The following is a 13,026-nucleotide window of genomic DNA, read 5'->3' as shown; positions in this document are numbered from 1 at the left end:
ATACGTTAGTATGTGCGATTTAGGCTAACTAATTATTAATATTTAGATTAAATAAAATTTAACCATAGTATAACAATTATACCATTCGATAGACAAACAGTCAATTTTTTGACGTTGCTATGGTTTTTAATAAGTAACTGAAAATATTTATTAAATGATAATGATGATGTAGTAGGTAGTGATGAAAACAAGTCAGGTTTTATCAACAATTATTAGGTATGTATATCGGCAATAATTTATCATACTGAATAAAAAAACCGCATTAAATGCGGTTTTTTATTAAGGGAAAAGTAAATTTAATACTAACGTATTATATTTTGATTGCAGCATTCCGATAACTTTGTGCGGCTGAAGTATTCTCACCTAATTGATCTTGAACCTGAGCCAAAGCTAACCATGATTGATGTGACGGTGCGATGCGACAAACGTTTTGCCAGTGCTCTTTTGCTTGTTTCGCATTACGTTGCTGCATGGCCAATTTGGCTAAACACGTTTGGTAATTGACATCATTTGCATGCGTGGTTTCCAAACGATCAATTAACTGACGAATGTCAATATCATCAGCGTTGATAAGATCTGGTAACGCGGAAAATAACACAGGTGTAGGAGCTGTTTTTAAGCGCTTGTAGAGTATTTTTAAGGCTTTATCGTGAAGTTTTAATATGTTTAAACCATGAGCATAAGCAATGACAAGTTCATCTTGTTTACGTTCATCCTTGCTTAACCATTGCCAACATTTTTCTAATTCGGCTTCAGATGTCTTAGCAGCGTCCATTAACAAGGTTGTGTTAGTTTTTGTTGATAATGATTCGAGTTCATCCTCTTCTAACACTTTGCGTTTAGCAATAATTGGCAAAATCAATTTCAAAGCTGACCAGTCTTGTTGCTGTTGATAAAGGTCCACAGCAAGCTTTAATACCGGTGTGCTGCTTTTACTTGTAGGGCTAAGCTTGTCAACAATTGCTCTCGCTTTTGCTAATTCACCTTGTTTAATAAAATAACGTGCACGAGATGTATCTACTGCGATTTTAGCAATAGGATTTTTTTCAGCTTGTGTTAAGTAGTGATCGCGTGCGGTGGTTTTACCTTGATAATGTGCCGCGCGAGCAGCGGCAAATAAATTTAACAAAGGAATTTCACCTTGCTTAGCACCCTTGGCCATTGCTATTTCTGCAGCAGGCCAGTCTTCTTCTGCTATAGCCAAGGCGCCAGCAAGTGTGTATTTTTTAGCTGCTTTTTTACGCCATTTTTCAGGTAGATAGCGACTGCTTAAAATGATATTAAGGAGTAACACTAGTAACCACTCAGCAAGTTGCAGCATAAAATAAAAGACAATTAAACCGACAATAGCAGCAACTAAACTTGTTTCAATTTGATACTCACCAATTGCAATATATACATAGCCACTTTGGCCGATAATAAGCGGGCTAATGCATAATCCAATTAAAATGAGCAACACATACACGAGTGTTTTTATCATTGTGTAAGTTCCTCCGCCGGCATTATTTCACCGTAGGTAACCAACTGTTGAAGCAAAGGCGAAACTTGGAACTTGTTAAGCGTTATTTTTTCAACTTTGACTTTTGCAAGCTTGTCTAATGCTTCAATAGTCTCTAGGGTGTTTTTGTCTGTTAAATCAAAATACTGCTGTAACCATTTATCGGCCAGTGCAATTGACTGCTGGTAGTTGGTTTGATCAAACCGGTATAAAGACAGTTGAGCTTGAAGTAGCTTATTACGAATGTTTTCGACTAAATACCATTGTTGCTCAGGCGATAATAGCGGTTCTAAATCTGTGGTACGTTTACGCACAGTGATAAATCCATCGGTTAACTCACGCCAGGTTTGGGCAAGGTTTTGTTGCCAGTCGTCTATTGAGCCTGTTATGGGTTCAGATTTTGACTGACCAGCAAAGTTTTCATTAATATGGTTCAGTGGCAGTGATGTTAAGCCATCAATCACACTATCTAATTCGAAAATGGTGTTGGTGATGTCTGTGGTCTTTAATGATTTTACGCTGTTTATGTCAGCTGCTAATGCTTTACGTACAGGAGTTAATGCAGGATCTTGCATTGCACTGATACGTTCATCTGCCGATTGTAATAGCCCCATGGCAGTTTGAGGATCATTTTCTAGCCACAGTTTTCTGCCCGCCATGCGCACTAGGTATTCTGCTTCTGATGCCATCCAATGATTAGGACTGCGTTGAGCAATAACATTGACACGCTCTTGCAATACTTTATTTGCTTGTTGAAGCTCAGCAAGCTTTGCATAAGCCTTGGTGTCATTAAGCTGTTGCTGCTCTAACGTTGAAATGCGTTTATTACTGGTCAGCGCGACTTGTTGTACTTCATATTTTAACGATTGATTTTGCTTGGTTTGTTCTGTAATGCTTTGCCCAAGTTTAGCTTGGCCACTGTCTTGTTTACCTAATTGTAAGTAAAGCCAATAACAGCCCAATGCAGCAATAATGGCAATGGCTAAACTTAATAGTACCCCAAGCCTAATCCACCAAGAACTGGCTTTTGTTATGTGTTGTTCTTTTTGCGTATTTCTATTTTGAACTGGCTGTTTTTTGTTGTCACTTGACGATGCTTTGTTGGTATTGGCATTTTTTGCCGTTGTAGGCTTCTCAACAGTAGTTTGTGATGGAGAAATGGTTTTCTCCTCCTTGTTTTCTGGCGAGTTTGGATCTTTTTTATTGTTTTCCATGAACAGTCCTTGAAAGCAAAAATACAACCAATAAAAGCAATATTAATCAGTACGTGTCGATACCATATAACATTATCATAACAAATTTATGCCCAAGCTCGTAAGTGTAGCTTGAGTATTTGCTCCATTTGCATTGGTAATATGGCTTAATCCCATTGCTTTGGCTTGTATTTCGACGCGATTACTGGGGACTATGATATGACATGAACGTAGCCATGCAAATGATTCTTTTGAAACAAGGCCGACTAAATTGGATAATATTTCGCCGCTGGTGACAACAATGGTGTCAATACCAAAGGATTGCCATTGCTCGCATATGGTGCTTCTATTAAGCGTGGGAGTAACACGTTGATAAACTTGCCAGTAACTCACTGCAGCGCCGCGGGCGATTAATTGCTCGGCAAGAGTCTCTCTACCGCCAACTCCACGGACAATAATAAAGGTTTGTTTTTGAACATTTTGTAGCTGAGGTAATGATAATAAGCCTTCACTGTCTTGGTTTGTTTCAGGGGCGGTTATGGCGTTGATATTCAGTGCTGCTAGGCTATCGGCTGTGGCTTGTCCAACAGCAAAGTACCGACAATGATGTGGAAATCTGTTTTGGAGTTGCTGGGCTGCAAACTCAACGGCATTTGTGCTAATAAATAATAAATTGTCTGCGTTATTTAGGTGTGATTGATCAAGATATTCATTTGTTGCTACCACCTCCAGCAGCGGGGTAACAAGATAAGCAACACCACTGCGAGTGAGTTGCTCCTCCATTGCTTGATTGCGCCCTTGTGGGCGCGTTAGCAAGACTTTCATTCTCTAATGTCTTATTGATTTGAGTTAGTTGGCATAAACAGCATCTAAAATCGTTTTGGCACCTCGGCTTAATAAGTCATCGGCTAAAGCTTGGCCTAAGCTTACTGCATCTGTTTTAAGGCCTGATACAGTGCCATGAATTATCTGGCTGCCATCAGGGTTGCCCACTAAACCACGTAAAGTTAACGTATCGCCATCTATTTCTGCAAATGCCCCAATAGGAACCTGACAGCCGCCTTCTAATCGGGTGTTCATGGCTCGTTCAGCCAGAACTCTGTAACGTGTTTCTAAGTGTTCAAGTGGTGCTAGTAATGCTTTTACACGCTCATCATCTGTGCGGCATTCAATCCCAACCGCACCTTGCCCATTGGCAGGTAATGACTCTTCGGCAGAAATAAAGCTGGCAATACGCTCATTGAGTTTTAAGCGAATTAGCCCTGCAGCTGCAAGAATAATGGCATCATAGTCTCCACTGTCTAACTTTGCTAACCGAGTGCCAACATTGCCACGCAAGTCTTTAATGATTAAATCTGGGCGGGCAGCGCGTATTTGACATTGACGACGTAAGCTTGAGGTGCCGACCACTGCACCTTTAGGTAATTCGCTGATGTTTTTGTAGTTGTTTGACACAAATGCATCACGAGGATCTTCACGTTCGCAAATAACTTGTAATCCTAAACCTTCAGGAAAATCGACCGGAACATCTTTCATGGAATGTACTGCAATGTCAGCACGATTTTCTAGCATGGCGACTTCAAGTTCTTTTACAAATAAACCTTTACCGCCCACTTTAGCTAATGGCGTATCAAGAATAACATCGCCTTTGGTGCTCATTGGAAGTAGTTCAACCCGTAATCCAGGATGAATACGTTCAAGTTCAGCTTGAACAAATTCTGCTTGCCACATAGCCAGTGGACTTTTACGTGTTGCAATACGAATTACATTTTCAGACATAGTAGTAGATCCAAGTCAGATAGCCTTAGTTAAGCTAATGCTATCATTGCCTAAGCTTTGATGTAACAAATCGATGCTAATTGTTTGAAGTCAGTAGTGCTTATTGTTCTTGTTTATCTATTTTTAGTGTGAGTTAAATGGTCATACAATGTTACGATGATCACACTTTTGATATAATTGTGATGTTCAACCAGACTCTATTGATGATAAATTCAAATGTTGCAAATCAGAGTCGTTACCTCATTTACCTAAGCAAAAAGATATAAGGAAGTAAGCTTTGGCAATCGTCACAGCGTGTAATCAACAGGAATTAGCTCAGCAGCTTAATAGTATTCGAATAGCGCGGGTACTTAGTGTTTTGCCGCCAATGCAACAGCAATTGTTACACCTTATTCCGTTAATGTTGCAAGTTAACCATGCTGACCTACCCGGTGCCCTCAATGAGAAAACGCCCTGTGGTATAGATTTTTTTTCGTTAACCGATGAGGCTATTCAGGCATGCAATGCCATGTCATTGGGAGTTCCTGTTGAGGTTCAAGCATCTTCGACTGCCTTTGAAGGCGTTTACGCCATGGGGAGTTCTGCCAGTTTTGGCCAAAACCCACAAAGTGATATTGATGTGTGGCTTGTATATAAAAATGAGTTAACACGCAAAGATTTAGAGTTAATCAGTTATAAAAACAAATTACTGACAGAATGGTTTGCCGGTTTTGATTTTGAGGTAAATTTTTACCTTGTTCATCCAATGCAGTTTCGTGAGCCAAGTGTTTTGGCGCACATACAATCATTAGGTGTTGAGCACAGTGGCAGTAGTCAGCATTGGCTATTACTCGAAGAGTTTTATCGCTCACATATTCGTTTAGCCGGCAAAACAGTTGCATGGTGGCCAAGTGCTAACCAGGATATCACTAGGCAATACCCGCATCTATTGTATTTAGGTGATGTGACCTCATTACCCGCAGCTGAATACTTTGGTGCATCTTTGTGGCAGTTATACAAAGGGCTCAATAAGCCTCATAAAGCATTATTAAAAGTATTATTGCTTGAGACGTATGCGTTTGAATACCCTGATACCACACTCATTACGCAACAAATTTGGCAGATGTGTGAGCAGCAAAATTTTAGTTGTGATAATGATGCATACTTACTGCTTTATTACAGAATTGAACGTTATTTGTTAGCTCAAAATGATAACAGCCGCTTAGAAATTGTCAGGCGTTGTTTTTATTTAAAGTCTGGAGTGATGCTGTCGCAGTGGTCATTGCAAAATGAGCTTGATTGGCGTGGTAATAAAATGCAGCAGTTAGTCGACCAATGGAATTGGAGCCCAGAGTTAATTGCGACATTAGATAACAGCATTTATTGGCATTCTGGCCAGCTAAAATGGTTTAATCAGCAATTAAGCGAATTACTTCTAACCAGTTATAAAAATCTACTGCAATTTGCCTCTACGCAAGCATTAAGTGACCGTATGCGTGTCGAGGAACTTGGTTTGCTTGCTCGAAAGTTACATACTTATTTTAGTGACGATGACCATATTTTACAGCCGCTTAATCGATTGTGGAGCTTGTCTACTCAAGAAGCTCAATTAACTGTGCGCTATTGTAATGTGGCTAGTCGGTTTTATCTGTACCGCCAGAAACAACCTGAAGGTGCACAGGTTGAAACACAAACGAGTGAGTTAGCTGGCGTTAATACGACTCAGGTGATCCACGAGGCCGATAATGTATGCAGTCTTGTGGCTTGGGCGGTAATGAATGGGCTTGCAACGGCAGATACTAAGTGGTCACAGGTGGGTAGAGGCTCTCGCCGCGCAGATAAACTTGGGTACTTGAGCCGCAAATTAATCCCTGTTCTCCATAATGTGCCAGTGGTGTTAAAGCGGCATTTATCTGAGCCGTGGTTTTATCAAAAAATTGTTTTTGTGGTGAACGTTGATGATGACCCAACGGTAAATTGGCAGGGGCAAGAGTTAATGTTTGATTATATTGACTTAAATGTGCTGTCATTTGGGCGTGATAAAACAAACCTATTATCTTCAATTGCGGTGGTGTGTTTAAACAGTTGGGGAGAGTGGCAAAGCCATCGTTTTAGCGGCGATACCGCATTATTAGAGGCTATTTCGTTTATCATTCTTGGTTTAAAGCGCTCAGACGAAAAACTGGATTTATCAATCATCAGTTGTTCTGCAAAATTAAAGCAGCCGATATTCAACCAGCTTAAAGCTCTTTTATTGCGCTGTTATGGTTTGATGAAAAAAGTGAACCAAACAAATACGTTAATGCATCAAATTACTGTCGGGGAATATCGATATGGAATGTATTTCAATTCTTTAGGGATGATGTACCGTAAAATTGATACCACAGTGAAAAAAGATCTGGTTGAAAACTTGGTTTTGGCAAGACCGGAGCTAATTGATGACCCCTATGCCAGTGTTCCCTCTGTAATTCAGCAGTTTGTTGCAACAGGAGCCAAACAGTATTTTTTACGTGAGCGTAATGACATTCTGGATGTGTTTATCGTTGATGAAAATAATCAGCTAACTCAACAACAATACCAAGATGTCAGCATGAAAGATTTTGTTGGCAAAGAAAGCCATTTATATGTTTTTAACCAGCGACAACAGCGCTTACCTGTATTTAACATGCCACAGTTTTTTCAGCTCTCAAGAATAGAAGGCGAATTACAAGTCATACCGTTTGGGTTATCTGATGATGAGATGGGAACCGCATTTTAGCTAAAATTAATTAGGTGTTGGTAAAAACAAATGGGCTCAGTCATTTTACTGAGCCCATTAGTGATTTTATGGGGTGATGTCTAGCTCTATACCACTTTGCTTTTTGATCGAATCAATAACAAATGGCATAAATTCTAGGCTGTTACGGGTATCTAACCATTTGCCGTCAGTGTAATTAAAGTGAAAACCGCCAAACTTAGTTGCAATCCAAATTTCATGAAGGGGCTCTTGTTTGTTAATCACAATTTGAGAACCGTCTTCAAACGATAATTGCAACACGTTGCCGCTCGCATCAATGTCGACATCAGCATCTTGGTCATCAATTGCTCGTTCAACCGCATTGTCAATCTCGCTAAACATTTCATCTGCTAATTGGTGAAACTCTGTATCTGTCATAGCCATGCATTTCTATCCTTTGCTTTCTGCGTTATGAATGCGATTATAAGACCATTATTCACTAGATGCACAGATGTTGAGAAAAATGAGACTGCTTTTATTTATTATGCTTGTTAGCCTATTCGTAACCGCATGTGGGCAAAAAGGGGTGTTATATAAATCGCCAGAGCCTGTGGGCAATAAAGTTGCCTCTACAAAAGTAAGCAAAAATGCGTCTGATAACGCCGAAGCAACTACACAACAACCCTCAATATCACAACAAAAATAGTATTTATAAGGACCTGTATTTTGGATTACTTTTCTTATCGAGATGATGCATTGTTTGCAGAAGACTGCGATGTCGCGCAACTGGCAAAGAAGCATGGCACCCCATTGTATATATACTCACGTGCAACACTAGAGCGTCATTGGCATGCATTTAATAATGCGGTTGCAGATCATCCACATCTTATTTGTTACGCAGTAAAGGCCAATTCAAATTTGGCTGTACTCAACGTACTTGCTCGATTAGGCAGTGGTTTTGATATTGTTTCAGGTGGTGAGCTTTCTCGTGTGTTACAAGCTGGCGGCGATCCTAAAAAAGTGGTGTTTTCTGGTGTAGGAAAAACGGTTACCGAGATGGAGCAAGCCCTGCTGCTTGGCATTTACTGCTTTAACGTTGAGTCTAGCGCTGAGCTTGAACAGCTCAATACTGTAGCTGGTCGTTTAGGCAAAGTCGCTCCTGTGTCACTGCGGATAAATCCTGATGTTGATGCAGGTACCCACCCTTATATTTCAACAGGCCTAAAAGAAAATAAGTTTGGCATTGCGATGGATGAGGCCGACACCGTTTTTGCGCGTGCAGCAGCACTTCCACATTTGCATGTTAAAGGTGTAGATTGTCATATTGGTTCACAACTAACCGAAATTAAGCCGTTTTTAGATGCCATGGATCGTATGTTGGCGTTAATCGACCGCTTAGCTAATCAGGGCATAGTGATTGAACACTTTGACGTAGGTGGTGGTTTGGGTGTGACTTATAATGGCGAAACGCCTCCGCATCCAGATGCTTATGCTGCAGCCTTACTCGAGCGTTTAGATGGGCGTCCATTGAAACTTATTTTTGAGCCAGGACGTGCTATTGCTGCCAATGCGGGTATTTTTGTTACCCAAGTATTGTATTTAAAAGAAAACAGCGACAAACGTTTTGCGATTGTTGATGGCGCGATGAATGATCTTATTCGCCCATCACTTTATAGTGCCTGGCAAAATATTATTCCGGTACAACAAACAGACGCAGACCAATTTGCTTATGATATTGTAGGACCTGTGTGTGAAACGGGTGACTTTTTAGGTAAAGACAGGCAATTAGCGGTAAACGCGGGTGATTTATTGGCTGTGCGTTCAAGCGGCGCTTATGGATTTGCCATGTCGTCTAATTATAATTCACGCCCACGAGTGGCCGAAATTATGGTTGATGGTAACCAAGATGTGGTTGTACGTCAGCGTGAAACACTAGAGCAACTTTGGCAAGGTGAACACCTGCTGCCGTAAAAATTGTCGTTGGTATAACGTTTAATAAGGAAACTTTCGTGATCCATTTTACCAAAATGCATGGGCTGGGTAATGACTTTATGGTCGTTGATGGCGTAACACAAAATGTGTTTTTTTCGCCTGAACAAATTCGACGTCTTGCCGATCGAAATTTTGGGATTGGGTTTGATCAATTGTTATTGGTTGAACCCCCTTATGATCCGGATCTCGATTTTCATTACCGTATTTTTAATGCCGACGGCAGCGAAGTCGAGCAGTGTGGCAATGGCGCGCGCTGCTTTGCTCGATTTGTAAGAAATAAAGGCTTAACCCAAAAAAACAAAATTCGCGTGAGCACCAGTTCGGGCAAAATTACGTTACGTATTGAACGAGACGGCCATATTACGGTCAATATGGGCGTGCCAGTTACCGAACCCAGCCAGATCCCGTTTAAAGCGAAAAAAAGCGAAAAGACGTATTTATTGCAAACACCAACACAAACTTATTTATGCGGTGCAATTTCGATGGGCAATCCCCATTGTGTAATTGAAGTTGATGACGTTGAGTCGGTGGACGTTGACGACATTGGCAGCAGTTTGACCCGTCATGAGCGTTTTCCTAAAGGGGTTAACGTGGGCTTTATGCAAATTGTGAGTCCTAGCCATATTAAATTGCGTGTTTATGAGCGCGGTGCGGCAGAGACTTTAGCTTGCGGTACTGGTGCATGTGCCGCTGCCGCCGTAGGCCAATTACAAGATAAACTCGATAAGCAGGTTAGGGTTGATTTACCCGGTGGTAGCCTAGTGATTAATTGGGAGGGTGAAGGCAAGCCGCTGTGGATGACGGGCCCTGCTGAACACGTATATGATGGACATATTCAACTATGAGTGAAATTAACTCAGAAGCTGCCGCCGCGAAAGATAACATCAACATGGATGTGAACACGGTGAGCAGTGCCAATGCAAAAGACATTAATGCGATTGGTCATGATTTAGGGGTAGAAATGCGCACAAACATGCAAGAGCTTGGGTTTGACGAACTCCTAATTCGTGAGTATTTATTAGATAATCCTGATTTTTTTAACCGTTACCCTGAGTTATTAGTTGCTATGCGGTTACCGCATGCTGAACGCGGTGCTGTATCGTTAGTTGAACGGCGTCAAGAGTTGCTTCGTCAACGCGTCAGCGAGTTAGAAGAAGAAATCACTTCGTTGATGAAAATAGCGTCGTACAATGAAAGAATATTCAATTTTAACAACGATTTATCATTTAAATTGTTGGCATGTAAAGATTTAGGTGAGCTCAGACAGCTATTGTCTGAAGGGTTAAAAGGTGAATTTGGTTTTAGCCATGTGAGGCTGATTACGGTACACGATATTGACAGCGAATTAGCCAATATTTGGCGTCATCGCTTACAAGGTGGTTACTATTTTGGCCGCTTAACTCAGTCTGAATCATTGCGCTTATTTGGTAGTGAAGTTGGTTCTGTTGCCTTAACTAAGCTATCTGATGAGAATGGCCAAGTGATTTTTGCCATTGCTAGCAAAGAGCCCACTCACTTTCATCCAGACATGGACTCACTGTTATTTAGTCAATTACGTCATTTATTAGATCATATATTGCCGCAATTGTAACCTTGGAGCCGCCAAATGACGCAAGCTGACTGGCAAACCATTTTTAGCCAATATCTGACTTCAGAGCGCCAGTTGTCGGCATACACAGTGCGTAACTATTTGTTTGAATTACGGCGTGTTGAGGGGCTGTTAGGCGACAACATTAATTTAGTCGCTGCAACAAGAGAGCAGTTGCAGTCTGTGATTGCGGGCTTACACCGTAAAGGTTTAAGCCCTCGCTCTTTGTCCTTGTGTTTATCCGCGATTAAGCAGTTTTTTGATTTTTTACTTCACGAAGGTGTGGTTACGATAAATCCTGCTCATACCTTAAGTGCACCTAAGCAAAATAAACCCTTGCCTAAAAATATGGATGTTGACGCGGTGAGCCATTTATTGGCCATTGAGGGAGACGATCCTCTTTGCCTGCGAGATAAAGCCATGATGGAATTATTTTATTCCAGTGGTCTTCGTTTGGCAGAATTAGCCGGTTTAGATTGTGCTGATATCCGCTTTGATCAATCGGAAGTGAAAGTATTAGGTAAAGGCAGCAAGCAGCGTATTGTGCCCGTTGGCAAGCTTGCTTTAATGGCAATTAAAGCCTGGCTTAGGTGCCGCGATCAATTACCCTGCGCAGATGCCGGTGATGCGTTATTTGTGAGTACACAAGGCAAACGTTTGTCACATCGAAGTATTCAAGCGCGCATGGCTAAGTGGGGCCAAGAGCAGGCGATGTCAATAAAAGTTCATCCCCATAAGTTGCGTCATTCGTTTGCAACCCATATGCTTGAATCCAGCCAAGATTTACGTGCAGTGCAAGAGTTGCTGGGGCATGCTAACTTGTCGACCACGCAAATTTATACCAGTTTAGACTTTCAACATCTTGCAAAAGTATACGATGGAGCGCATCCAAGAGCGAAAAAAGATAAGGGAAAATAATGACATATCAAGAATCAGCTTCTATTACCCAATATCAACGCCTACAGCCATTTAAAGCCATTAGTTTCGATTTAGATGACACGCTTTACAATAATCGGCCTTATGTCGTACATGCCAGTGAGCAATTATTTGATTTAATTAATCGTCATTATCCAGCGACCACAGCATGGAGCAATGAGCAGTGGCAACAGCTTAAACGAGCTCTTTTTATTCAAAGGCCAGAGCTTGCCCATGACACGAGTGCAGCGCGTTATGCCATGTTACATCAGGGATTGCTGCACTTTGGTTATTCAGAATTACAAGCAAGCCAAGGTGCACAAATGGGCATGGATTGTTTCCATCATCATCGTAGTGACTTTACCGTTGCATCGGAGGTGATGGCTGTATTGCAACAATTGGGGCAGAAGTATCCGTTAATTGGGATCACCAATGGTAATGTTGATTCTACGCGCATAGGTTTAAGTGAGGTCATGCAATTTGTGCTGCATCCTGGCAATGGCGTTAAAATGAAACCTTATGGTGACATGTTTACTTTGGCCTGCAAACAGCTTGATATTATGCCATCGGAGTTACTGCATATTGGCGATCATCCGTCGTCTGACGTTGCCGGTGCTAAAATGGCGGGGTGTCAAAGTGTGTGGCTTAATCCTTGTATGCAGCAACGATATAAACAAGCACAAACCGTGTTACCGCATGTTGAAATAGGCCAGATAAATTTATTGCTTAGATTGCTTTAATTTTAGGTTGATACCCGCTTTGATACTCATTTGTTCTACTTGTTCTCGGCTAGCATGCATATCGGCATCCCCTACACGAAAATAAGTACCACTATAGGGATCGGTGCCAACGTAGATGGGACGGAGTTTTATATCAACACTTGGCACATGTATGCGGATAAGCTTTTTAGACATGATTTCGATAATTTGCACATCTGTTGGCGCTAATATGTTATGACTGATTTTTTTAGGATCATTTAAAATCGCCCAGATCTCACTTAGCATTGGCATGGGGTTAACAATGCCTTCGATAGTAAACTCTCCTTGCTGTTCTTTTACACCTAATATAATTTCGCCGCCTAAAGTGTTCGCAAAGGCGCTATAGCTTTCCCACATGCCTTCGGGCAGCTTGCCGTTGCCATCACGTCCTCCTGCCAATTTAAATTCGACTTGAGCCGACTCTTGTAAATTAGCGATATCGTCTAATGCAAATGTAGGGTAGTGATGTGGCGACATGAGGATTTCCTGTAGCGATGCATGTAGATAAGATCACTTTAAGAAATTTTACTAAAAAAAGGAAGTAAGCGCCTAGACTTACTTCATCAAATACACCGTGGGGGGATGAGTATAACGTGTACGTTTGAGTG

13 protein-coding genes are annotated in these 13,026 nt (G+C 41.3%); 7 read left to right on the top strand and 6 right to left on the bottom strand.

What is annotated here, in order from left to right:
- Positions 1-310 precede the first annotated feature (310 nt).
- The 4 genes from K8B83_RS21195 to hemC all read right to left on the bottom strand — a co-directional run bounded on the left by K8B83_RS21195 (position 311) and on the right by hemC (position 4,470).
- On the bottom strand, positions 311-1,480 hold the full coding sequence (locus K8B83_RS21195; protein ID WP_188740540.1) for a heme biosynthesis HemY N-terminal domain-containing protein: 1,170 nt from the start codon (positions 1,478-1,480) through the stop codon (positions 311-313).
- Positions 1,477-2,712, bottom strand: a complete 1,236-nt coding sequence (locus tag K8B83_RS21190; RefSeq protein ID WP_188740541.1) for a uroporphyrinogen-III C-methyltransferase — start codon at positions 2,710-2,712, stop codon at positions 1,477-1,479. Before K8B83_RS21190 ends, K8B83_RS21195 begins: the two co-directional genes overlap by 4 nt.
- Positions 2,713-2,787: 75 nt before the next feature.
- A complete protein-coding gene (locus K8B83_RS21185) occupies positions 2,788-3,516 on the bottom strand; it encodes a uroporphyrinogen-III synthase (RefSeq protein ID WP_188740542.1) in 729 nt (242 codons plus the stop codon).
- 24 nt (positions 3,517-3,540) lie between these two features.
- Positions 3,541-4,470, bottom strand: coding sequence for a hydroxymethylbilane synthase (gene hemC, locus K8B83_RS21180; protein ID WP_188740543.1), 930 nt, complete (start codon positions 4,468-4,470; stop codon positions 3,541-3,543).
- Between the two features lie 277 nt (positions 4,471-4,747).
- Here hemC and K8B83_RS21175 point away from each other — a divergent pair, with 277 nt between their 5' ends.
- A complete protein-coding gene (locus K8B83_RS21175; RefSeq protein WP_223418801.1) occupies positions 4,748-7,207 on the top strand; it encodes a class I adenylate cyclase in 2,460 nt (819 codons plus the stop codon).
- Positions 7,208-7,273: 66 nt separating this feature from the next.
- Here K8B83_RS21175 and cyaY read toward each other — a convergent pair whose 3' ends face one another.
- The gene (cyaY, locus tag K8B83_RS21170; protein ID WP_188740544.1) at positions 7,274-7,609 is read right to left on the bottom strand and encodes an iron donor protein CyaY; all 336 of its coding nucleotides are present in this window, start codon (positions 7,607-7,609) and stop codon (positions 7,274-7,276) included.
- 67 nt (positions 7,610-7,676) lie between these two features.
- On the opposite strand from cyaY, the gene lptM reads away from it, so the two are divergent.
- The 6 genes from lptM (at position 7,677) to K8B83_RS21140 (ending at position 12,400) form a co-directional block, all read left to right on the top strand.
- Positions 7,677-7,871: an LPS translocon maturation chaperone LptM gene (gene lptM / locus K8B83_RS21770; protein WP_398409874.1), complete on the top strand. Its 195-nt coding sequence runs from the start codon at positions 7,677-7,679 to the stop codon at positions 7,869-7,871.
- A 20-nt stretch (positions 7,872-7,891) separates the two neighbouring features.
- Positions 7,892-9,136: a diaminopimelate decarboxylase gene (lysA, locus tag K8B83_RS21160; protein WP_188740545.1), complete on the top strand. Its 1,245-nt coding sequence runs from the start codon at positions 7,892-7,894 to the stop codon at positions 9,134-9,136.
- Positions 9,137-9,174: 38 nt separating this feature from the next.
- Positions 9,175-10,002, top strand: a complete 828-nt coding sequence (gene dapF, locus K8B83_RS21155) for a diaminopimelate epimerase (protein WP_188740546.1) — start codon at positions 9,175-9,177, stop codon at positions 10,000-10,002.
- Positions 10,003-10,118: 116 nt separating this feature from the next.
- The gene (locus K8B83_RS21150) at positions 10,119-10,748 is read left to right on the top strand and encodes a DUF484 family protein (RefSeq protein WP_223420131.1); all 630 of its coding nucleotides are present in this window, start codon (positions 10,119-10,121) and stop codon (positions 10,746-10,748) included.
- A 15-nt stretch (positions 10,749-10,763) separates the two neighbouring features.
- Positions 10,764-11,663, top strand: a complete 900-nt coding sequence (xerC, locus tag K8B83_RS21145; protein ID WP_188740548.1) for a tyrosine recombinase XerC — start codon at positions 10,764-10,766, stop codon at positions 11,661-11,663.
- Positions 11,663-12,400 carry an HAD-IA family hydrolase gene (locus tag K8B83_RS21140; protein WP_188740549.1) on the top strand — a complete coding sequence of 246 codons (738 nt, stop codon included), beginning with the start codon at positions 11,663-11,665 and terminating at the stop codon, positions 12,398-12,400. The genes xerC and K8B83_RS21140 overlap by 1 nt, the downstream gene beginning before the upstream one ends.
- On the opposite strand, the gene K8B83_RS21135 is transcribed toward K8B83_RS21140, so the two are convergent.
- The gene (locus K8B83_RS21135) at positions 12,380-12,895 is read right to left on the bottom strand and encodes an AlbA family DNA-binding domain-containing protein (protein WP_188740550.1); all 516 of its coding nucleotides are present in this window, start codon (positions 12,893-12,895) and stop codon (positions 12,380-12,382) included. The two genes, K8B83_RS21140 and K8B83_RS21135, sit on opposite strands and share 21 nt — an antisense overlap.
- Positions 12,896-13,026: the final 131 nt, after the last annotated feature.

The organism is Shewanella inventionis (assembly GCF_019931735.1).
Classification (GTDB): Bacteria; Pseudomonadota; Gammaproteobacteria; order Enterobacterales; family Shewanellaceae; genus Shewanella; species Shewanella inventionis.
The sequence above is the reverse complement of the archived record's forward strand: the minus strand, read 5'-3'. Positions and strand labels throughout refer to the sequence as shown.